The sequence below is a fragment of the Candidatus Methylomirabilota bacterium genome (assembly GCA_036001065.1).
GTDB lineage: Bacteria > Methylomirabilota > Methylomirabilia > Rokubacteriales > CSP1-6 > MNEF01.
On sequence record DASYUQ010000055.1, the window covers coordinates 1 to 21,015 of the forward strand.

The following is a 21,015-nucleotide window of genomic DNA, read 5'->3' on the forward strand; positions in this document are numbered from 1 at the left end:
CTGGTCGGCTTCGTCCTGGGCAAGGAGGCCCTCGGCGGGTTCCTCGCCGGGGCCACCCTGGTGGGCGTGTTCCTCGCGCTCATGATGGCGAACGCCGGGGGGGCCTGGGACAACGCCAAGAAGTTCATCGAGGAGGGGAACCTGGGCGGCAAGGGCTCGGACGCCCACCGGGCGGCCGTGGTCGGCGACACCGTGGGGGACCCCTTCAAGGACACCTCGGGGCCGTCGATGAACATCCTGATCAAGCTGATGTCGGTCGTGTCCCTGGTCTGCGCGCCGCTGTTTCGCTGAAACCAGGGCGGCGGTTTGCCAGCCCTGGGGGTACATGGTATATAGTTGTCGTTTATCCCCAGGGGAGCGATTCCGCGTGGCGGCAGGGGGGAGGGGAACTGCGTGACCAAGGTCATCATCGAGCCCGACGAGTCCTTCGAGAGCGCCCTCAAACGCTTCAAGAAGCAGTGCGAGAAGGCCGGGCTCCTGTCCGAATTCAAAAAGCGCCAGCACTACGAAAAACCCAGCGTCCGCAGGAAGCGGAAGGCGCTAGCAGCGCGCAAGAAGGCGAAGCGGCGCGAGCGGATGTCCGATTAGACACGCCAGCACTCCTGACTCGGGCGCCGGCACTCCCGTGAGTGTGGATGGGAGCGAATGAGGCGAGGGATGGAGGCAGGCCGAATCTGGGGGCGGGGCATCGAGTGGGACGCCGTTCGCGCCCTCTTGGCGCAGCAGGCGCACACCGCAATGGGCCGGGAGCGGGCGTTGACGGTCGAGCCGCTCGTTGATCTCCCGGCGATCCAATCAGCAATCGAAGCGACGCGGCAGGCGCGCCTGGCGCTCGCCGAGGCGGGCGCCCCTGCATTGGACACCTTCCCCGACATCCGTCCCATCCTGGAGCGCTGTCGCATCACCGGCAGCGTCCTGGACGGCACCGAGCTGGCGCTCCTCGTCCCCGCGCTCGACGCGGGCCCCCGGCTCGTCGCCTACGGGCGCGGCATCCGGCCCCTGGCGCCGGCGATCGCGACGCTGGCGGAGACCCTGCCCCGGGTCGCTGACCTGAGCGAAGCCCTCCGCCGCGCGCTGGCCGAGGACGGATCGGTGACCGACGACGCCAGCCCGCGCCTGCGGCACCTCCGCCGCGAGGTCCGCGAGCGGCGGCGGCGCATCGTGGCCGACCTGGAGCGGGCGTTCCAGGGCAGCGACGCCGACCGCCTCTTCGCCGACCGCTACGTCACCATGCGCCATGGCCGGTACGTCCTGCCCGTGCGCGCCGAGGCCCGCACGCGGGTGCGGGGCATCGTCCACGACCGCTCGCAGAGCGGTCAGACGCTGTTCGTCGAGCCCGCCGAGGCGGTGGAGGCCAATAACGATCTCGTGCAGCTCGCGCGCGAGGAAGAGGCAGAGACGGCGCGGATCCTGGCCGAGCTGACCGACGCGATCCGCGCGCGCCTGGCCGACCTCGACGTGCTGGTGGACGCCGTCGGGGAGCTCGACTGGATCTTCGCCCGCGCCCACCTGGCCGAACGGATGGCCGCGAGCGCTCCCGTCGTCGATTCCGAGCGGCGCGTGGCGTTGCGAGGCGCGCGCCACCCGCTGCTGCTGGCCCAGAGCTGGGACAGGCCCGAGCGGCCCGTCGTTCCCGTCGACCTGGACCTGACCGCCGACCGGCCCGCCGTCGTCATCACCGGCCCCAACGCCGGCGGCAAGACCATCGCCCTCAAGACCCTGGCGCTGCACGCCCTCATGGCCCAGTGCGGCTGCCATCTCCCTGCCGAGGAAGGCTCGCGGCTGCCGGTCTTCACCCGCGTCCACGCCATCATCGGCGACGACCAGAGCGTCGCCGAGAACCTCTCCACCTTCTCGGCCTTCGTCAAGCAGGTGCGCGAGATTCTCGACGAGGCCGACGACCGGTCGCTGGTGCTCCTCGACGAACTGGGGGCCGGGACCGATCCCGACGAGGGGGCGGCGCTGGCGCAGGCCATCGTCGAGGCGCTGGCCGAGCGGGGCGCGCTGGTCATGGCGACCACGCACCTCGAGCCCCTCAAGGCCTTCGCGAGCACACATCCCCGCGCCCGCAACGCCTCCGTCGAGTTCGACACGGCGACGCTGGCGCCGACGTACCGACTCCGCTACGACCGCCCCGGTCAGAGCCTGGCCCTCACCATCGCGGCCCACCTGGGGTTGGCCCCCGATCTCATCGCCCGGGCCCAGGAGCACCGCGCCGAGCACGCCGCCCGGCTCAGCGAGTTGCTCGCCCGGCTCGACGAGCACACCCGCTCCGAGGCGGAACGGGTACGCGCCATCGAGGGCCGGGAGCAGGAGGCGGCGGCGCGCCTGGCCGCCGCCCGCGAAGCCGAGGGGGCCGCGCAACGTCAGTCGCAGGATCTCATCGCGCGCGCCCGGGCGGAGGCGATCCAGCTGCTCGCCGACATCCGGCGCGCCGTCGCCGCCGAGTGGGAGCGGCTCAAGCGCTCCGAGCGGACGCGGCGCGACCTCGAGCAGAGCCGCCAGCGGATCAGCCAGGCGGCTGCGCGCATCGCGCCACACGTGAGCCCGGCCGCCGGCGTCACCGAGGCGCTGGCGCCGGGGGCGACCGTCACGGCCGAGCACCTCGGCCTGCGCGGGGAGCTCATCGCCATCGCCGGCGAGACGGCCACCGTGCGCGCCGGCATGGTGACCCTGCGGGTGCCCCTGGGTGCCCTCCGCCCGGCGCAGGCTCCCGCCCCGGACGCCGATCGCGCGGCGGGCGCCTCCATCGCCGCCATCCGGGGGACGATCCGGCTGCCCCAGAAGACGGGCGTGGGGTCCGAGCTGCACCTGCTGGGGCGCACCACCGACGAGGCGCGCGATCTGGTGGAGCAGTATCTCGACGACGCGTTCATGGCGGGGCTGCCGACGGTCCGCCTCATCCACGGTAAGGGCACCGGCGCGCTGAGGAAGACGGTCCGCGATCTCCTCGCGGGCCACCCCCTGGTCGAGTCCTATCGCGACGGGGAGCCGTCTGAGGGCGGTGCGGGGGCCACCGTCGCCGCGCTCAAGGTGGGCGCTTGACGACCACCGGCTGGGAGATGGGTTGATGGCTGGCTACTCGCCCACGCTGCTCGACGACATCCGCGCCAGCGTCGATCTCGTCGACCTCATCGGCCGGTTCGTGAATCTCAGGAAGGCGGGGACCAACTGGAAGGGGCTGTGCCCGTTCCACGCCGAGAAGACGCCCTCGTTCATGGTCAACCCGAGGAAGGGCATCTTCCACTGCTTCGGCTGCGGCGTGGGCGGCGACGCCTTTAGCTTCCTCATGCGTCAGGACCGGCTCTCGTTCCCCGAGGCCGTACGCGCGCTGGCGAAGACCGCGGGCGTGGCGCTGCCCGAAGAGCGCGCCACCTCGCCCGCGGACTCCGGGCGGGAAGAGCTGTTCAAGATCGTGGAGCTGGCGGCACGATTCTACGCGGACGCCCTGGGGAAGCCCGGCGGCGAGCGCGCCCGGGACTACCTCGCCAAGCGCGGCATCGACCCCGAGGTCGCCCGGCGCTTCGGGCTCGGCTATGCGCCGGAGGGCTGGGATGCGCTGCTCGCCTTCATGCGCGCCGAGCGCGTCGCCGCCGAGGGGCTGGAGACGGCGGGCCTGGTGCTGTCCCGGCCGGGGGGCGGCAGCTTCTACGACCGCTTCCGGGGGCGCTTGATCTTCGCCATCCGCGACGTCCAGGGTCGCGTCGTCGCGTTCGGCGGCCGCGCCTTCGGCGATGAGCAGCCCAAGTACCTCAACTCCCCGGAGACGCCCATCTACACGAAAGGCAACCTCCTCTACGCCATCGATCTGGCGCGGGGGACGATGCGTGAGCGCAACCGCGCGCTCCTCGTCGAGGGGTACGTCGACTGCCTGATGGCGCACCAGCACGGCTTCACCGAGACCGTCGCCGCTCTGGGCACGGCGTTCACCCCCGCTCAGCTCGGCACTCTGCGGCGGTACTGCGAGGAGGTCGTGACCTTCTTCGACGCCGACGCGGCCGGCCAGAAGGCGGCGGAGCGCGCCGCCGAGCTGCTGGAGCCGAGCGGCGACGGCCTGGCTTGGTCGGTGAACCGCACGGGCGTGTTCGAGACGGGCGCTCCCTTCCGGTTGAAGGTCGCCCTCCTGCCGCCGGGCCACGACCCCGACACCTTCCTGCGCGAGCACGGCGCCGCCGCCCTGACCGCGCGGATCGAAGCCGCGCGGAGCCTGCTCGGCTACGCGCTCGATCGCGCCATCGCCGATCCCGACGGGACCACCGGGGCGCGGGCCCGCGCGACGGCGTTCGCCCGCGTCGCCCTGATGCTGGCCAAGGTGGGCGACGCGGAGGAAGCCGTGACGCTCTCGCGCGAGGCCGCCGCCAAGCTGCGCGTGGACCCGACCCAGCTCTGGATCGAGGCCCAGCGGCTACAGTCCGCCCTGCGCAAGCCGGGCCCGACCCCGCGGCCCGCGCCCACGTCGGCCGGGCGCGCCGAGGATCGCGCCCTCGTCCGCCTCCTGCTGCACCACGACGCGGCGCGCCCGGCGTTGCTGTCGCTGATCGAGGAGAGCGAGCTGGGCGGCGAGGCGCTGCGCGCCATCGTCGCCGCGCTCAAGGCCCGCCCCGACGTGCCCGCCGAAAGCCTCACGACCGACCTCGACGACGCGGCCCGTAGCCTGCTGGCTGCGCTCCTCGTCGAGGAGGACGCGCATGCCGGGAGCGATCTCCAGGCGAGCATCGCCGATTTCCGGCGGCGCCTCGAGCTGGCCCAACGCCTCCGGCGCATTCGCGAGGTCAGTCGGCGCATCGCCGAGGCGCAGTCCGCCGACGCCGGGCAACCCCCGCTCGTCGAGGACCTCCGCCTGCTCGACCGCGAGGGGCGCGAGGTGCACGCCAGCACGCTCGGCGTCGCCCCGCCGCACCACCCGGGACCCGAGGGTCCCCAAGGAGCTCAGACGCATGAGTGAAGAACCAAAGATCGAGGAGCTCGACCGCCTCATCTCGATGGGTAAGCAGAAGGGCTTCCTCACCTACGACGAGGTGAACGACGCCCTTCCGTCGGACATCGTGTCGCTCGACCAGCTCGACGACATCATGATGATGTTCGGCGCGATGGACATCGAGGTGGTCGATTCCGCCAAGGCGGCGCGCCTGCCCTCCGAGGTCCAGCGCGGGGTTCCGGCTGAGGAGCCGGACGAGGAGGGGCCCGAGCCGATCGACCTCACACCCGGCCCGGTCGGCCGGACCGAGGACCCCGTCCGGCTCTACCTGCGCGAGATGGGCCGCGTCGCGCTGCTCACGCGCGAGGGCGAGATCGCGCTGGCTAAGCGCATCGAGGAAGGCAAGAACCAGATCGCCAACGCGATCCTCAGCACCAATCTGGCGCTCGAGCGGTTCCGCGAGCTGCGCGAGCACCTCCGCCGGGCCGACGTCTCCGTCAAGGAGGTCGTCGACGTCAACGAAGAGGAGTTCACCGAAGAGAAAGAGCTGGAGCTGACGCGCCAGGTGATCAACGCCTTCGGCGGGGTCGATCGGCTCCTCCGCGAGCGCGACAAGCTGGTGGAGCAGGCCAAGAAGCTGCGGGCCAAGTCGCCCGGCAAGAAGACGGCCAAAGGCCGGGAGCCGGCCTGGAAGAAGCTGGAGGGCCGGGCGCAAGGGCTGCAGCGCCGGGTTCTGGAGAAGCTCCGCACGCTGAACATCGGCAACCAGATCATCGACCGCGAGGACCCCGATCCCGCGCGCCGGGGGCTCGTGCAGCGGCTGCGCGACCTGGTCGAAGACATCGAGCGGGCCGAGCGGGTGATCGATCTGTGGACCAACGGGAACAGCAAGTCGAAGGAGGAGCGGCAGAACCTACTGTTTGTCTCGTTCCGCGAGCCGGCCACCAACGGCGCCAACAGCGATCTCCACCTGAAGGCCGCCAAGAAGTTCCCCACCCTCAAGCAGCAGCAGATCTGGGTCGCTCAGCAGGAGATCAAGGCCGCCGAGGCGCGCGCCAACGCCAGGGCCGACGAGATCAAGCGCGTCATGGCCATCATCAAGCAAGGTCAGCAGAAGGCCGCTCAGGCCAAGAAGGAGATGGTGGAGGCCAACCTCAGGTTGGTCATCTCGATCGCCAAGAAGTACACGAACCGTGGCCTGCAGTTCCTCGACCTGATCCAGGAGGGCAACATCGGCCTCATGAAGGCCGTGGACAAGTTCGAGTACCGCCGGGGCTACAAGTTCTCGACCTACGCGACCTGGTGGATCCGCCAGGCAATCACCCGCGCCATCGCCGATCAGGCGCGCACGATCCGCATCCCCGTGCACATGATCGAGACCATCAACAAGCTCATCCGGACGTCCCGCCAGCTCGTCCAGGAACTGGGGCGCGAGCCGACCCCCGAGGAGATTGCGACGAAGATGGAGGTCCCCGTCGACAAGGTGCGCAAGGTCCTCAAGATCGCGCAGGAGCCCATCTCCCTGGAGACGCCCATCGGCGAGGAGGAGGACAGCCACCTGGGCGACTTCATCGAGGACAAGCAGGTGGTCTCGCCGGTCGAGTCGATCATCAGCCTCAGCCTCCGCGAGCAGACCAACAAGGTCCTGAACACGCTCACGCCGCGCGAGGAGAAGGTCCTCCGGCTGCGGTTCGGGCTCTCGGACGGCTGCGAGCACACGCTGGAGGAGGTCGGCCAGGACTTCGCCGTCACCCGCGAGCGCATCCGCCAGATCGAGGCCAAGGCCCTTCGCAAGCTGCGGCATCCCTCGCGGTCGAAAAAACTCCGGAGCTTCCTGGAGTCGTGATGTACATTGAGCGATCTCGAGGAACTTCTCGGGCCCATAGCTCAACGCTAGAGCAACCGGTTCATACCCGGTCGGTTCCTGGTTCGAGTCCAGGTGGGCCCACCATTGGAGCGAGGGCCGCGAGCCCGAGTCGAATCGTGGGTGGTTTGGCCCACGCGAGCGCCGCCTGCCCGCGTCGAGTCGCAGGTGGCCTGGCCCCGGCGCCGGTGGCATCGCTCCTCAGTCATGTCATGGAGACGACGTGTCCGAGCTGCAGACGCTGATCCACCTCCAGGAATACGACGCCCGCATCGCGGGCCTCGAAGCCGAAGTGGCCCGTCTCCCCAAGCAGATCGAAGCGCTCCAGGCCTCGCTGGTCGAAGCCAAGAAGGCGGTGGACGCCATCAAGGCACGGCTGGACACCACCAGGAAGGAGCTGCGGGCGAAGGAAAAGGACCTCGACGACATCGGCGTCAAGCGCGCGAAGTCGGAGGCGCGGCTCTACGAGGTGAAGACCAATACCGAGTACTCCGCCGTCCTGGCCGAGATCGAGAACATCAAGGCCCTGAAGGCGCGGACCGAGGAGGAGATCCTGGCGCTGATGGAGCGGCAGGAGAGCCTCGCCCTCGAGATCCGCGAGGCGGAGGCCCGCCACCGGACGCGCGAGGAGCAAGCGCGGCGTGACGAAGCGGTCATCCGCCAGAAGCTGGCGGCCGCCGAGCAGGAGCTGGAAGGCGTGCGGGGGGAGCGGGCCTCGCTGGCACGCGAACTGCCGCGCGGCGTGCTGGGCGACTACGAGCGCATCCTCAAGGCGCGCGGCGGCCTGGCCATCGCCGCCGTGACGAGCGCCGCCGTGTGCGGTGGCTGTCGCGTCGGCATCCGGCCGCAGGCGGTCCAGGAGCTGCGGGCGGCGCAGGATCTCCTCCACTGCGAGAGCTGCGGCCGCTTCCTCTTCTGGCAGGAATCTGCCTGATGATCCTCGGAGGGGGGCTTCGCCCCCCATCCCCTTTGGAGGGGCCCGACGGCCCCCTCCAAGATCCCTAGTCAGAGGGGGCCTCGCCGAACCTCCCCAAGCGTGGCGCGGGCGACGCCTGCGTCCGAAACGTCCTCTCCGCGCGGGAGCCTGCCGTCCTTGGAGGGCGAGGTCGTCGTCTACACCGACGGCGCGTGCGCCGGCAACCCCGGCCCCGGGGGCTGGGCGGCCGTCATCACCGACGGCGACGAGGAGCGCATCGTCTCGGGCGCCGAGCCCGCCACGACCAACCAGCGCATGGAGCTCACCGCCGCCATCGAGGGGCTCGCCGCGATTCCCGGCCGCCGGCGCGTGCGCCTGCACACCGACAGCGCCTACCTCGTCAACTGCTTCCGCGACCGCTGGTGGGAACGCTGGGAGCGGAACGGCTGGATCGGTGCCGACAAGAAACCCGTCGTCAACCGCGATCTCTGGGAGCGCCTGCTCGCGCAGACCCGACGCCACGACGTCGTCTGGGTGAAAGTGGCCGGTCACAGCGGCGACGCGCTGAACGACCGCGTCGACCGCCTGGCGCGCCAGGCCATTGCCTCTCTCACGAAGTCCACATCCTGACCCGGCTCGACCGGGCGGCCCGGCTCGCCATCAGGGCGTGCCGGCGCGTATACTGAGGCTCGCGCCAGAGAAGGCCGGATGGTCGCCGGTCGCGGTGACGCGACGGGAGGAAAGTCCGGGCTCCGCAGGGCAGGGTGCTGGGTAACGCCCAGGGGGGGGAACCCCACGGACAGTGCCACAGAAAGCAGACCGCCGGTCCTTCAGCTACCGAGAGGTGGGGACCGGTAAGGGTGAAACGGTGAGGTAAGAGCTCACCAGCGGCGCGGGTGACCGCGCCGGCTCGGCAAACCCCACCCGGAGCAAGGCCGAATAGGAGAGCAATCGGGTGGCCCGCCCGCGCTCTCGGGTCAGGCCGCTGGAGGCGTCGGGCAACCGGCGCCCTAGAGAAATGACCGTCGCCCTGGGCCGGGAAACCGCTCAGGGCACAGAACCCGGCTTACAGGCCTTCTCTGGCGCTTCTTCTTCCTTCGTCAAGCGGATCTGGGATTCAGACCTCCCATCGCCGTCCGTGATCCTGCCCTCTCAACCCCCTCTTCTCGGTGGCTGGAGCCTCTTCGCCAGTCGGTGGCATGGCGACGAGTACGCGGCACGGCAGGCCGGTCCGCAGCGGGAGCAGCGCGACAAGGTCGTGGACGTCGCAAAGGACGCCGGGATTGGGGCCGTGGGCGGCACCGCAGTCGGCGCGCTGGGCGGCGCGATCGCTGGAGGTGAGAAGGGTGCCGGCAAGGGCGCCGCGATCGGCGGCATCCTCGGCGCGGGCGGTGGAACCCTCTATGGCATCGATGAGAATCGCAAGCAGAACGAGCAGTACCGCACGGCGTACGCGAGTTGCCTGCGCACGCGTGGCTACGCGAGCCAGTGAGACACGCGCGTGAGGACCAGGCCGTCGGGCGGAGCCGGCTGTCGCCGTGATACCTGACGGGAGCCTCTGCCCACGCCTGCCCCGCTGAGGACGCGAGCGGCTATCGGCAGCGAAACAGCGCTCGCGCGCGGTCTCGAAGGCTACGAAGTAGCGACCGCATGGGGGCCTCGCGAAACCGCTGCGACAACGCCGCCTCGCGCTGGACCCCCAGCGAGCCAATGAAGTCCAGGATGGCCCGGTTGACTCGCTCGGGGGCCTCCAGAAGGACCATGTGTCCGGTCCGCTCGATGATGTCGAGCCGGGATCGTCGGATCAACTCATGCAGGCGCTCAGAGAGCACGGGAGGAGTGACCTTGTCTCGGCTCCCGCACATGATGAGGGCGGGAACATCGAGTCCGCTCGCCTGCTCCGTCAAGTCCATGGCTTTCGCAGCCTGCAGGTCCTTCAGGATAGTCTCCGCTCGGCAGGCGACGAGCTCTTGCATCCCCAGCCGAACCGCCAGGTCCGACGCCCCCGGCGCGAACAGCATCTTCTTCGCCATCATGAAGAAGAGGATCTTTCGGAGCGGCCCCGGCAGATAGGAAAGCATGTTTTCTGTCCAGCTATTGGTCCGGGAAAGCTTCGCGCAGCTCGAGAGGAGGATAAGGCCTCTGACCGCGTGTGCTCGCCGGGCGGCAAACGCCAGGGCGACTGCGCCACCCAATGAGTGCCCGGCGACGAAAACGGGACCCGTGCCGAGCACGGCCAGGAACTCGGCGACGACATCGGCGTACGCCTCGACGCTCGAGTCCGCGATCGGATCAGACTCGCCATGTCCAGGCAGGTCCAGAGCCAGGACCCGCAGCGTTCTCGCCAAGCCCCGGAGCTGCTCTGTCCAGTAGCGCGCACTCACTCCGGATCCATGAATCAGAAGTATCGGTTCTTCTGCCGTCGGATCCGCCACCGTCAGATAGGATACCTGGCGCCCGTCCACTCGGACGGAACGGCGGACGATCTGCGTCCTGGTTTCCTCGATCCTGATCACTTTTTGCTCGCGATGCAGTCACGCCGCTCGTCGCTTTCGGTGCGGCGGGACCGCTCGAGCCACCACCGCAATCCGTATGCCAGACCTCGAGAGACGGTGTTACGAGGAGTTAGGCCAACGCCGCGATCCGTCCCGTGTCAAGGAGGCGACGCTGTCGCCAATATTGCTGCGTCCGATTGCGTCCGGGGTCCGGAAAAATCTATGATTCGCGACCGGCTCTCCTTATGCTCTGGGGGGAGGCTGGCGAGTTAGCGGTGGCTGCCCACGTCATCGACGACATTCCGAAGGCCGTCTTGGCGGCCCTCGCCGGCCTGCTCGCGGTGCTCGCCCTCTGGGCACCATTCGATCACCGTTCGAGGGCCGCGGCCCACGTGCGGAGGGCTCTCTCGGGCCGCGCGCGCTACCTCGTCCCAGCGCTCGTGCCCGCCGCGATGTTCGCGGCTGTGGCCGAAGATGTCCTCCTGGTCGAGGACCAGGAAATGATCCTTCGACTCGACCATAAGGTCTACGAGGCAGTGGCCACCATCGGCTCCGATCCGACAATCCACACCATCGCATCGGCCCTGAGCCGTGCAACTGGCGAAGGCCTGGTCGTCGCTGTCAGCGCGGCAGCGCTGGCGCTCCTCATAGCCAAGCGTTATCGCGACATCCTGGTCTTCGTCCTCGGGACCGGGGGAGGCTGGTTCTTCAGCGGGCTCCTCAAAGTTATGTTCGGCATCCCGCGCCCGCGAGCGCATGCTCCGTGGTCGCTGAGCAGCTACGGGTTCCCCAGTGGGCATGCCTTCGTCGCCCTCGTGGCCTGCGGCCTGCTGGCGTGGCTGCTCGGGCGCCGTGTGACCCGGCTCAGGCGGCTCTCGCTCTACGCGGGGGCGCTGCTCGTCGCCGCACTCGCGGGCTCTGCACGGGTGGTCCTGAACGCCCATTGGCTGAGCGATGTCGTGGGCGGGCTGGCGCTGGGGGCCGTCTGGGTGAATTTGGTGGTGCTAGTTGTCGAGTCCCACCCACGCGGTGCCTTCAGTGACTCGTCCCATCCCATCACCTGATCCGCCCATAGCCGCAGAGACGGCGGGACTCGGCACACCGAGCAACTGCGCAGGGCGCGGCGGCTAGGCAGGCAGCCGCAAGAGTGCCCAGCCGGTTGTGCGGAGGTCCTCCTCGGTAGGCCGCTGACGACGGTCGGCCCGCCGGCGATCGACGGAAATTCGCATGCGAAGCGAGCGCCGATCGCCGTGCCGCCGGTCGAAGATCACCTCGGTGTTCTCGGCGCGGAGGAAGACGCGCGTGAGTTCCGCGTGCCGCGCCGGATCACTTCGTGAGACGACGATCAGAAACCGAATTGGCCGCCGGTCGGTCGACGCGCCGCGCGAGGAGGCGCGGTCGACGGACGGGCCAACCCCGGCGGCCCTTGCCACCGCGCTCGAGCGGCGCGCACCGGCGTGCTTGACGTCGCGACCGGAGACGCCGGTCTGCGGGTTGAGCCGGTGGGCGAGGATCATGAGGAGCAGCAGGACGAACGACGCGAGCGTTGTCCAGGCCAGGATCTCGGCCAGGAGACCGGCGGGGAGCAGCCGAGACATGTCAGTCGCGTTCATTGATTCGTGCCGCGGTGACCGGAGTCTAAGCACACGGTCGCAGGACGTCAAGGGGCCCCGTCGCCTTGAAATTATGGTTACCGGAGAAAGGGGGGACGCCGCGGAAGTACGCTCACCGACCGAAAGGGGCTTCTGGATTCTCCCCTGCTCACAAGGCTCGGGTGGGCACCGAGTGGTCGGCTCTGAAACGCGAGCCCGGCTCGGAACGAATCGTCTTGGTCCCATCACGGTTGAGCTGCCGCAGGATGCGGCTCACGTACTGGCGCGTTTGGGGATAGGGCGGAATCCCGCGGTATTGGATCACCGCTTGCGCGCCCGCATTGTAGGCGGCGAGGACGAGTGGCAGATCGTTGTCGAACTGGTCCATCAGCGCGCGAAGATGTCGCACGCCGGCCTCGATGTTCTCCCGCGGATCGAAGGGATCGCCCACCCCGAGCAGTGCCGCGGTCGCAGGCATGAGCTGCATCAGCCCGCGGGCTCCTCGGCGGGAGACGGCCCGCGGGTCGAAGCTGGATTCGACCTCGATGATCGCGGCAATCAGATCCTCCGCGACCCCGTAACGAGTGGCGACGTCCTTGATATGGCAATCGATCCCCATGGCGCGCATGCTCTGGAGCCGGGCGGGAGGATTGACCGCAGCGCACTCGACCGGAGGCGTCTCATCCGCGGAGCCAGATAGGGACACCATGTACCCGGGAATCACCGCCACTAGGAGCATCCCCAGGCCGAGCAGGTGCTCCCGGGGAAGGCGACTCCGGCGGCCTCTTCGTGCCCTGCGTGTCACGTCCACAGAGGCGCTCCGGGATCGGCTTCTGCCGTGGTCCCTCGCCGGCGCCGCTTGCCGATCGCGAGCCGCCCCGCCACGTACAGCAGGAGAACCGCCCCACCGAACGGCATGATGACGAGGACGGCGGTGATCAGCCAGCGTCTGCCGTGCTTCCAGGACATCTGCCAACCTCCTGTCGAGCCTCTGGCTAGAACGTGATGTCGAATCTCACCGTGGGCCAGCCCAAACCGAACTCAGTCGGAAGCACATCGATGCACTTCCCATTGGGTGCGCCATCGGTGGTGTCCACGTAGGCGATGTCCGGACCTCCCAGGTTCGGATTCGGGCTCGGCGTCAATGGGCAGAAGAGCTGCCGGAGGGTCCGGGTGACGGGCACGCCGCTGACGGTGTCGACCCCCACCGCCACCGGAAAACTCCCCAGCACCGGCAAGCGGAACACGCCGGCGAACGGGATCTTCCTTCCGCTGTGCCCGACGACGAAGTCGCCTTCCACGGTGCCGTAGGGGAGGTTGTGGAGGAGGGCCGGCGCGAAGTCCATCTGGCCGCTGAAGCGGCCCTTCATCACCACCAGCTCGGGACCATCCACCGGGTTGTCGCCCTGGACGACTACGGTGAAGTCCCCGTCAAATATCCCGAGTCCGGTCGTTCCGCTCACGCGGTTGGACCCAACGGCGTTGATCCAGCACGTTCCCTTCGCCGCCGTCGCCGCGGCTGACGGACACAGCGGCGTGCCGACCTTCGCAAAACCCACCAACGCCGAGGTCGCCACGCGCTGGACGATCTTCCCGCGTGTGAGCTTCATGTTCTCCGTGAGCTCATACAGGGTCGCGTCTTGAGCTGCGGCCCAGCCTGCGCTCATCACCAGCGCGACCGACAGGACGAGAAGTACTCGGACGGAGATGCCGAGCCAGCGCACGTCGACGGTCTTCATGACCCTGCCCTCCTTCGTGCCTCTCCCCCGAGGAGCAGGGTTCGACCCGCCCCTCTTCCTTCGGCAGCCCGGCCGTCAGGGCCTCGAGCCCTGACCCGCGGCTTTGCGTCCCAGCCTCGCGGCTGGTTTGCCCTTGTCGGAAAGAGGTCTACCTGGGAACAGAGCAACGAGTGGGCCAGGCTGGTAAGCCCGTGATTCTGTGGCATTTGTCCGAGGAGGACCCGGGGGAGATGATCAAAACCTTACCGGCAGTGGTCTGTTCCTCCCCGGGCTTCCTTGACCAGGCCAGCCCCGCCACGACTCAGGCCTGTGCTCCCGTCGCGTGCTGTTCGGAAAATGAGATGCAGCCTGGCAGGTGGGATGATGGTGAGCGATCTGACAGGAGGGGAAATGAGCCGTCTTCTGTTCGTCGTGTCTCGAGCGGAACCGAAGCGTTACGAGTACCTCAGGACCGCGTTCGCCGGGGAAGAGGCGGTGGAGATCGTCTTCGATCGCCGAGTCGGCCAGCGCCGGCAGCGCCCAATTCCCTACGAGGAGGACCGCCGCCGTGGCGAACGGCGGGCCCGGGACCTCAGCCACGAGCTCGACCGGCTCGGCTACGCGCTCATCAGACGGTATACGCCTTGACGGCGCCTCAATGACAGAGGGCGCGCCGCAATGCCTACTGGGGTGTCACGAACTGGGGCGGGCCGCTGGGCGCCGAGGACGGCATCGGAGAGTGAAGGGGAGGCATCGCCAGGGGCGGGCCCGGCGCGCCGGCCGGGGGTGCGGTCGCCAGACCCGCGGAACGGGGCTTCCCCGGATCCCGCAGGCGGACGTCCACCGGGCCGTCTGGCCGAGTGATCACGACACGATCGGCATCGATCCTCTGTAGAGTTCCACCGATCAGCGCATCCCCGACGCGATACCCCGCCAGCCGCCTGGTGACTGGATCCTCGAAGTAGGCAACTCGCGCGGTCTTGGTGAGGACGATCCCGTAGAGGTATGGGCGCGGGAACGACAGGACCCCGGCGGTCGGATTCTGCAACGTCTCCGTCCGGCTCGGGCTGAAGAGATTGTGGCGGGCGATGCCCTCGTACCCGCTCATCGACTCCCGTCGGGCCACGACGGTGGTCGTGGCGAGCCGCGACACCGCCACCGGTATCTGGCGAGGGGCGGACGCCTCGATGGGCGTCATGAGCTGCCGCGCGATATAGACCGCGAAGGCAAGGGCGGCCGCCAGGAGGAGCGCGTTCAACACCAACAGCCGCCTGGACATCGAGACGCCCCCCCAAGGGGGCAGACCGGGCCAGGACACGCGGGGTCCGGTTGCGAGGGCAGCACGGAGACGCGAGATCTGGCGGCTCGGCCAGTTCAACTCACCGAGTCCACGGAGAAGGCTGAGCATGGTGATGGCGCCCGGGGATCTGGCAATGAGCACAAGCGGTGCCAGTCCTGAAAGGGGCGGTGAGTCCAGGACTTAGAGGTAAGTCGGCGCCGGTGGGTGCCGCTCGTGCGTGACAGCGCGGCTCAAGCCGTGACGAGGGGTGTCAGCGCGCGAACAGCTCAGGCGCTGCGTAGCCAGCGCGCCTTGTCTTCAAGGCCTTGAAGGGCGCGAGCAACGGGCTCCAGGAGTCGTTTCAGCTCTTCCAGGCTCCCCCCGAGGACGGCCCGCTGCGCGTGCAGCGCTTCGTTCTCTGCGCGGAGCACGCCGATCGCCTGGCCCAGGGCGGCGAGGTCCACCCGGAGTTTTTGACATTCTTGGGCGGCCGCTTCGGCTCTCGTTCGCATCCGCTCATGCTCGTCGAGCAGCCTCGGAATGACCTCGCCCAGCAGACGCTGGCCCTCGTGCCTCCACCGATCGAGCCGCCGCTGAGCCTCAACTCCTCCAATGTCCGCATCCGTGTCTGGCCCCTCTCCGCTGCCAGGAGCGTCGGAGCGTTCACGCGTCGGTCCACCTCCCGCGGTCTGCGGCTGTGCAGGAACCACGAGGCAGGGGCGGGCGTTCAGATCCTCCCAGAACTTCAGGGGACGGCGACGATCATTCCGGCGCCGGTCCGGCTCGTACGGATGGGCGCGCTGCCGGCGCTCTCCCTGCCGCCGATCGGCCAGGATCAGAATCGTTTCGTCATCGGCGAAGCGGTCCTGGGCGGCGCGGAGGACATCGGGCCGATCACGCGCCACGATGAACAGGTATGCGGCCGAATTCGACGGATCGTCTCTTGGGCTCACGGCTCAGTTCTGAGGTCCCCAGGCGTTCGAATGATCTCACGGCCCCGCCTGGCGGGCAATGCGCCGATGCCCGAGCCGGTCACCACCGCCACCGCGATGTCGTGCGCGCCCGGCACGAATGGACACGCTGACACAGAAAGCTGCCGTCCCCGGGAGGAACTCCTTTTGGACGAGCGACTCGGTGGCCAGCGGGATTGGAAGCAATTGGACGAGATCCCAAGGGCCGCGGGGATATTCGCTCACGTAGCTGGTCAGCGCGCGCCGTGGTCCGATTGTTGCTGTCATGCGAGATTCGGGGCTCGCCGCCCACCGGGCGGGCGCCGAGTAAATGCGGATGCGGAACCCGAGGCGTGATATCCACCGGCGCAATCCTCGTCGCTCTGTTCAGCGCGGAACGGCTCGCTGCGCGCACGCGGCCGGCCACCGCGGCGGATCGGGCACGGGCCGCTGCCGAGCCTCGCGGCACCGGTGATGTGATCGTGCGCCAGGGAATATGTATCGGTCCCTTCCAGTGGTCAGGCTGATCAACAGATCCGGAGGAGTTCAGATGCCGGCGCCCGAACCCCGGCCCGGGAAGCTCACACTGCAGCAAGCCGCCTCGGTGGTGTTCGCGCTGATCTCGGTCCTGCCGCTGTTGGTCTTCGCCTACAGCCTCTACGCGCTCAAGGCCATCAACATGGTCGAGTACGAGATCGGGCTCGGGTTGGCCCTGGCCGTGGCCCTGCTGGGTTTCTACATCTTCAGGGTGCTCATGACGCGCGTGGCCGAGCTAATTCGAGCCGTCAGTCAGATGGCTACGCACGTTCCCGTCACCGGTCCCGACGAGCAAGTGCGGGTGCCGGGGATGGGCGTGATCCAGGAGTTCAACGAGATGGCTGACCTGGTCCACCAGCTCTGGAAGGACGAGGCGGAACTCCACATGGGCCAGCGCGTGCTCGTGTCGGTCAGGAATGCGACCGCGCCCATCCCCGGGAGTCTGGTCCGGGCGACGGACGACGGCCTCGTTCTCGAGACCGGTGAGCAGCAGACCGCCATCAGTTACCGCCGGATTCTGGCGATCGAAGCCGATGGGCTCCCCTCGGCCGGCGCCCGCTCCGCGGTCCCCCCCGGCACACCTGCGAGCGCCCCCACGACCGCCCAGCCGATCCGTTGAGCGCGCGCGTGATGTCGTTCAGGCGAGGCACCAGCGTGCCACGGTGACAGGAAGATTCCTGCCAGTTTTGCCACTCCCGGGTCTCGTCTCGGCCCTTATCCCCACGCAGTTAGTGCCTTCCGGGGGCTGGCACGCGCTATGCCTCCGAGGTGTGGAAGCGATGAAGATGCTCGGACTGGCGCTGGTCACTGCGCTCCTGTTCGTCGCCGCCCTGATCGGGCGCGACCTCAAACGCGAAAGGGCCGCCTCGCGCCCCCGGACTTCGACCGATCCCCGTCCTGAACACCCCTGGCGGATCGGCATCACCGCCGACGCCGACCAAGTCGGCACGCCGCGCTGACCACGTCGTTGGTGGCCATCCAGGTCCGCCGTCGATGATCGGCCGCGCACGAAGGCTCATGCCGCGCGTCCATCTGCCCCTGCGACGGCTGGCGATGTGCCTCGATTGCGACGAATGTTTCGAGATCGGCGTATCGACATGCCCCGCTTGCGGGAGCAAGACCTGGACCTCGCTCTCCCGGTTTTTCGAGTTGGCGCCGTCGGGCCCGCTCCGCGGACTCGTTCGCGGGACCAGCGACAAGGAGGCGACGCCGAGCCGACAGGAGGCCGAGCGCGAGATCGCGCGAAACCTGTTCATCGTCGCCCACAACCGCACGAAGCTCTACGAGTACGCCAAGCGAGCCTTCTCCGGCAACAGCACGGTCCGGATCATCCTCGATCGCCGGAGCGGGGAGCGGCGCCAGCGTCAGGGATCCCAGACCCCCGACCGGCGCCGCGGCGATCGGCGTGGGCGCTTCGACGTCAACAACCAGCTCCGGGCGCTGGGCTGGGCGATCGTCCTGCAGGACCTCATGAATTACCGGCGCCAGACCTCCCGCGAATCGCGCTAGGTGGTTGGCCGCCCGCCTAGTGCCGTTCCAACTTGTTGATACTAAATCTGTCCACGAACGACGTACACGGTGCCTTCCTAGGCGCGAATAGTTGGAACGGCACTAGCCCAACTTCCGGAGTTCTCCCAACTGCGGAAGTTGGGCTACCCCTGCGGGACGGGAGTTCGGCGCGTCACGATCGCCCAACCGAGCGCGCGCAGCGACGCGTCGACGTCGTGCTCGCGCCGATCTCGTTCGACCGCCGGGACCACCCTCGGCGAGGCTCGCTCGCCCTGGCGGCGGTCGAGGACGATCTCGACGTGCGCGTTTTCCTCGAAGATCTGCCGGAGATGGGTGCACAGGAAGGACTCGCGCCGGGAGACGATGATGAGGAGGCAGTCGCGACCCTCACCCATCACATCCAGGCTGCGCGCCCCGTTCACGCCGGAATAGCGACCTTCTTCAAGAGCTCGATGTCATCGAGGGCCTTCCCGGTCCCCAGCGCCACACACGAGAGCGGATCATCGGCCACCATCACCGGCAGATGCGTTTCCTGCTGCAACAGCCGATCCAAGCCCCGCAGGAGGGCGCCCCCGCCCGTCAGCACCACGCCCTTCTCGATGATGTCGGCGGCGAGTTCCGGCGGCGTCCGCTCCAGGCAGGTGCGGACCGTCTCCACGATGGTCATCACCGGCTCGCGCAGCGCCTCCCGGATCTCATCATCCGTGATGACGATCGTCTTCGGGATCCCGTCGATGAGGTCGCGGCCCTTGACGTCCATGGTGCGTCGTTCGCCGCCGACCGGATAGGCCGAGCCGAGTGCGATCTTGATCTCCTCCGCGCGGCGCTCGCCCACCAGGAGGTTGTAGTGCTTCTTGATGAACTGGACGATCGCCTCGTCCATCTCGTCGCCGGCGATCCGGACCGAGTTGCAGTACACGGTGCCCGACAGCGAGATGACGGCCACCTCGGTCGTCCCACCGCCGATGTCGACGATCAGGTTGCCGCCGGGCTCGTGAATCGGCAGGCCGGCCCCGATCGCCGCGGCCGTCGGCTCCTCGATGAGGTACACCTCCCGAGCCCCGGCCTGGAGAGCCGAGTCCCGGACCGCCCGCTTCTCCACCTGGGTGATGCCTGACGGGACCCCGATGACGACCCGGGGTCGGCCGAGCGCCCGGGCCCCCCGGCGCGTCTTCGAGATGAAGTACTTCAGCATCTTCTCCGTGACGTCGAAGTCGGCGATGACCCCGTCCTTCAAGGGCCGGATGGCCAGGATGTACCCCGGCGTCCGGCCGAGCATGGCCTTGGCCTCGCGCCCCACCGCGATCACGGCGTGGTCCGTCTGACGCATCGCGACGATGGAGGGTTCGTTGAGGACGATCCCAGCGCCCCGCACGAACACTAGGGTGTTGGCCGTCCCGAGGTCGATCGCTAGGTCGGTCGAGAACATCCCGAGTAGCTGGCTGGCGAGCATCACTACGCCTCCCCGTGGGTTAGCTTTACCGCCGGTCAGCAACATCCGCGCCACCCCCGGCCGGTCATCGAAAGCGCCCGATTCAAAAGAGCACCACGTTCCCACAATTTACGCGTGAGTGATCGACAGATGACAGCGTGACGTTCGTCGGACACCAGCGGCGGCAGGCGCCCTCCGACGCCCAGGGAAAGCCGACCCCGACCCGGATCGAGCAGGGCGACGACCCTGGCCCGGGCCGCCGATCCTGGGCCCCGAGAGCCGGCCCGCCGGCCCTGCCGGGCTCGGGGGAGGCCCGCGACCCGGGACTCGGTGCGGCAACTGTCCGCCGCCGGTTCAGGAGTGTCCCCGGCCTCGCTCGGGGAGAGCCGGGGGGCGGCAAAGGAGACGAAGATCGCGACGGGGAGCCCGATCGGCGTTTCACCGGTCCGGCCCCGGCCCGGCCCCGGCCCGGCGCCGACCGCCGGAGCCGCCCGCTGGACTAATCGACCACCGCGACCATCTGGATCTCGATCAGTTGCTCGGGCTCGCCGAGCTCCACGACGGCGAGGTTGGTCGAGGTCGGCTTGTGGTTGTAGGGCGCGAAGTACGAGTTGATGACCGCGCTGGCCTTGCCGATGTCGCCGATCCGGGGCCGGGCGCGGAAGACGAAGACGTGCACCACGTCTTTGAACGTCGCCCCCGCCGCTTCGAGGGTCTGCTTGATCCCCTCCATGGCCATTCGGGTCTGGGTCTCGAGGTCGTTCACGAAGTACTTGCCGATCTCCTCGCGCCGGTGCGGGTGGTGGTGATACACGGGCAAAGCGGTTGTCCCCGAGAGCCAGAGGATCTTTCCGCTCTTGATCTTGAGGGCGGGGACGAACGGCATGAACACCGTCCGGTCGTAGTTCGGGTGGTGGATCACCTCCATGTGCTGGTTCTGAGCCGCCGCCGGCGCCGGCCAGAGCGCCGGCGCGGCGAGACCGAGGGCCATCATGCCAACGACGCAGGTGTGGCGGAGGCTTCTCTCGCTCATCGTGTCTCTCCTCTCTCGTCGTCCCAGCGGTCCAACCTTTCATACGAGCAGTCCCGCGATGATGCCGGTCAGAAAGACGCCGTCGAACGTGCCGGCGCCGCCGATGGCGATGAAGGGGGCGCCCAGTTCCGTGATCTTTCCGAGGTTCAGGAGGTCGGCACCGACCAGCGCCCCCATCGACCCCGAGACATACGCCACCGGCGGGGCTCGCCGGAACGCCAGCACCAGGCTCACCGCGGCGGCGGTCAGCGGAGGGACGAACATCGGCACCACGATGCCCACGCCCGGCACGACCTGCGCCAGACTGTGGACGACGGCGGCCACGATCGCCACGCCGACGAGCATTCGGAAGCGCAGGTTGAAGCGCAGGAACAGATAGACCGACAACAGGAGAGGCAGGAGCGCTCCTCCGAGGTTGATGGCGACGACCGTCGTGCCGCTCTCGAGCTGCGGCGGCGCGAGGTACGTTCGGCCGAACATCGTGATCTCCTGCGGAGGGTTCAGACGCTGAACCGGGACCGCGTAAAGCGGGATGTTCACGTAGCTGCCGAGGAGCGACAGCAGCAGCACGAGCAGCATGTACCGGGGTCGCACTCCGATCTTGTGATAGGCGTAGGCGAGGATGCGCACCTCGACCATGAAGACCAGCAGGGCCAGGAGCCCCAGAAAGGCGAGGAAGAGAAACGGCAGCGCCAGCGGCAAGATCACATGCGGCCTCCCGGCGAATCCCGGTCCAGTGCAGGCCAGCCCCAGGGTGGGGCGAGATTAGTCC

General features: G+C 68.6%; 24 protein-coding genes, 1 tRNA gene, 1 other RNA gene and 1 riboswitch. Of the genes, 15 read left to right on the plus strand and 11 right to left on the minus strand.

Going from position 1 to position 21,015, the window contains the following annotated elements; all coding sequences use genetic code 11:
- The 10 genes from VGV13_04765 to VGV13_04810 form a co-directional block, all read left to right on the plus strand.
- Positions 1-291, plus strand: a 291-nt coding sequence (locus tag VGV13_04765; GenBank protein ID HEV8640391.1) for a sodium/proton-translocating pyrophosphatase, incomplete at its 5' end; no start/stop codon positions are given.
- A gap of 102 nt (positions 292-393) precedes the next feature.
- On the plus strand, positions 394-588 hold the full coding sequence (gene rpsU / locus VGV13_04770; protein HEV8640392.1) for a 30S ribosomal protein S21: 195 nt from the start codon (positions 394-396) through the stop codon (positions 586-588).
- Between the two features lie 69 nt (positions 589-657).
- A complete protein-coding gene (locus VGV13_04775) occupies positions 658-3,045 on the plus strand; it encodes an endonuclease MutS2 (GenBank protein ID HEV8640393.1) in 2,388 nt (795 codons plus the stop codon).
- Between the two features lie 25 nt (positions 3,046-3,070).
- On the plus strand, positions 3,071-4,945 hold the full coding sequence (gene dnaG / locus VGV13_04780; protein HEV8640394.1) for a DNA primase: 1,875 nt from the start codon (positions 3,071-3,073) through the stop codon (positions 4,943-4,945).
- Positions 4,938-6,764 (plus strand): RNA polymerase sigma factor RpoD, encoded by a 1,827-nt coding sequence (gene rpoD / locus VGV13_04785; GenBank protein HEV8640395.1) that lies wholly within the window; start codon positions 4,938-4,940, stop codon positions 6,762-6,764. Before dnaG ends, rpoD begins: the two co-directional genes overlap by 8 nt.
- A 30-nt stretch (positions 6,765-6,794) precedes the next feature.
- A tRNA-Met gene (locus VGV13_04790) sits at positions 6,795-6,869 on the plus strand.
- Positions 6,870-7,005: 136 nt separating this feature from the next.
- Positions 7,006-7,716 (plus strand): C4-type zinc ribbon domain-containing protein, encoded by a 711-nt coding sequence (locus tag VGV13_04795; GenBank protein ID HEV8640396.1) that lies wholly within the window; start codon positions 7,006-7,008, stop codon positions 7,714-7,716.
- A 159-nt stretch (positions 7,717-7,875) separates the two neighbouring features.
- Positions 7,876-8,328, plus strand: coding sequence for a ribonuclease HI (gene rnhA / locus VGV13_04800; protein HEV8640397.1), 453 nt, complete (start codon positions 7,876-7,878; stop codon positions 8,326-8,328).
- Positions 8,329-8,394: 66 nt separating this feature from the next.
- Positions 8,395-8,783: RNase P RNA component class A (gene rnpB, locus VGV13_04805), an RNA gene on the plus strand.
- A 53-nt stretch (positions 8,784-8,836) separates the two neighbouring features.
- The gene (locus VGV13_04810) at positions 8,837-9,190 is read left to right on the plus strand and encodes a hypothetical protein (protein ID HEV8640398.1); all 354 of its coding nucleotides are present in this window, start codon (positions 8,837-8,839) and stop codon (positions 9,188-9,190) included.
- A 100-nt stretch (positions 9,191-9,290) separates the two neighbouring features.
- On the opposite strand, the gene VGV13_04815 is transcribed toward VGV13_04810, so the two are convergent.
- Positions 9,291-10,214 carry an alpha/beta fold hydrolase gene (locus tag VGV13_04815; protein HEV8640399.1) on the minus strand — a complete coding sequence of 308 codons (924 nt, stop codon included), beginning with the start codon at positions 10,212-10,214 and terminating at the stop codon, positions 9,291-9,293.
- Between the two features lie 254 nt (positions 10,215-10,468).
- Here VGV13_04815 and VGV13_04820 point away from each other — a divergent pair, with 254 nt between their 5' ends.
- Positions 10,469-11,257 carry a phosphatase PAP2 family protein gene (locus VGV13_04820; GenBank protein ID HEV8640400.1) on the plus strand — a complete coding sequence of 263 codons (789 nt, stop codon included), beginning with the start codon at positions 10,469-10,471 and terminating at the stop codon, positions 11,255-11,257.
- Between the two features lie 63 nt (positions 11,258-11,320).
- Here VGV13_04820 and VGV13_04825 read toward each other — a convergent pair whose 3' ends face one another.
- The 4 genes from VGV13_04825 to VGV13_04840 form a co-directional block, all read right to left on the minus strand.
- Complete coding sequence (locus VGV13_04825) at positions 11,321-11,791, minus strand: hypothetical protein (protein ID HEV8640401.1); 471 nt, start codon at positions 11,789-11,791, stop codon at positions 11,321-11,323.
- A gap of 163 nt (positions 11,792-11,954) precedes the next feature.
- A complete protein-coding gene (locus VGV13_04830; protein ID HEV8640402.1) occupies positions 11,955-12,515 on the minus strand; it encodes a lytic transglycosylase domain-containing protein in 561 nt (186 codons plus the stop codon).
- A 71-nt stretch (positions 12,516-12,586) separates the two neighbouring features.
- Positions 12,587-12,754 carry a hypothetical protein gene (locus VGV13_04835; protein HEV8640403.1) on the minus strand — a complete coding sequence of 56 codons (168 nt, stop codon included), beginning with the start codon at positions 12,752-12,754 and terminating at the stop codon, positions 12,587-12,589.
- Between the two features lie 26 nt (positions 12,755-12,780).
- The gene (locus VGV13_04840; GenBank protein HEV8640404.1) at positions 12,781-13,524 is read right to left on the minus strand and encodes a hypothetical protein; all 744 of its coding nucleotides are present in this window, start codon (positions 13,522-13,524) and stop codon (positions 12,781-12,783) included.
- 59 nt (positions 13,525-13,583) lie between these two features.
- Positions 13,584-13,666: riboswitch (cyclic di-GMP riboswitch) on the minus strand.
- A gap of 248 nt (positions 13,667-13,914) precedes the next feature.
- Here VGV13_04840 and VGV13_04845 point away from each other — a divergent pair.
- Positions 13,915-14,151, plus strand: coding sequence for a hypothetical protein (locus tag VGV13_04845; protein HEV8640405.1), 237 nt, complete (start codon positions 13,915-13,917; stop codon positions 14,149-14,151).
- Positions 14,152-14,185: 34 nt separating this feature from the next.
- Here VGV13_04845 and VGV13_04850 read toward each other — a convergent pair whose 3' ends face one another.
- Both VGV13_04850 and VGV13_04855 read right to left on the minus strand, forming a co-directional pair.
- Positions 14,186-14,764, minus strand: a complete 579-nt coding sequence (locus VGV13_04850; protein HEV8640406.1) for a hypothetical protein — start codon at positions 14,762-14,764, stop codon at positions 14,186-14,188.
- Between the two features lie 305 nt (positions 14,765-15,069).
- The gene (locus VGV13_04855; protein ID HEV8640407.1) at positions 15,070-15,735 is read right to left on the minus strand and encodes a hypothetical protein; all 666 of its coding nucleotides are present in this window, start codon (positions 15,733-15,735) and stop codon (positions 15,070-15,072) included.
- Between the two features lie 547 nt (positions 15,736-16,282).
- Between VGV13_04855 and VGV13_04860 the strand changes: the two genes are divergently transcribed.
- From VGV13_04860 to VGV13_04870, 3 genes are all read left to right on the plus strand, one after another.
- Complete coding sequence (locus VGV13_04860) at positions 16,283-16,888, plus strand: hypothetical protein (protein ID HEV8640408.1); 606 nt, start codon at positions 16,283-16,285, stop codon at positions 16,886-16,888.
- Positions 16,889-17,048: 160 nt separating this feature from the next.
- Positions 17,049-17,228, plus strand: a complete 180-nt coding sequence (locus tag VGV13_04865; protein ID HEV8640409.1) for a hypothetical protein — start codon at positions 17,049-17,051, stop codon at positions 17,226-17,228.
- A gap of 58 nt (positions 17,229-17,286) precedes the next feature.
- Positions 17,287-17,778 carry a hypothetical protein gene (locus tag VGV13_04870; GenBank protein ID HEV8640410.1) on the plus strand — a complete coding sequence of 164 codons (492 nt, stop codon included), beginning with the start codon at positions 17,287-17,289 and terminating at the stop codon, positions 17,776-17,778.
- A 143-nt stretch (positions 17,779-17,921) separates the two neighbouring features.
- On the opposite strand, the gene VGV13_04875 is transcribed toward VGV13_04870, so the two are convergent.
- From VGV13_04875 to VGV13_04890, 4 genes are all read right to left on the minus strand, one after another.
- Entirely contained in the window at positions 17,922-18,200 is a 279-nt protein-coding gene (locus VGV13_04875) for a hypothetical protein (protein ID HEV8640411.1), read from the minus strand.
- Positions 18,197-19,231: a rod shape-determining protein gene (locus VGV13_04880; GenBank protein HEV8640412.1), complete on the minus strand. Its 1,035-nt coding sequence runs from the start codon at positions 19,229-19,231 to the stop codon at positions 18,197-18,199. The genes VGV13_04875 and VGV13_04880 overlap by 4 nt, the downstream gene beginning before the upstream one ends.
- Before the next feature lie 478 nt (positions 19,232-19,709).
- Positions 19,710-20,243, minus strand: a complete 534-nt coding sequence (locus VGV13_04885; protein HEV8640413.1) for a Rid family hydrolase — start codon at positions 20,241-20,243, stop codon at positions 19,710-19,712.
- A gap of 39 nt (positions 20,244-20,282) precedes the next feature.
- The gene (locus VGV13_04890) at positions 20,283-20,951 is read right to left on the minus strand and encodes a DUF1614 domain-containing protein (protein ID HEV8640414.1); all 669 of its coding nucleotides are present in this window, start codon (positions 20,949-20,951) and stop codon (positions 20,283-20,285) included.
- Positions 20,952-21,015: the final 64 nt, after the last annotated feature.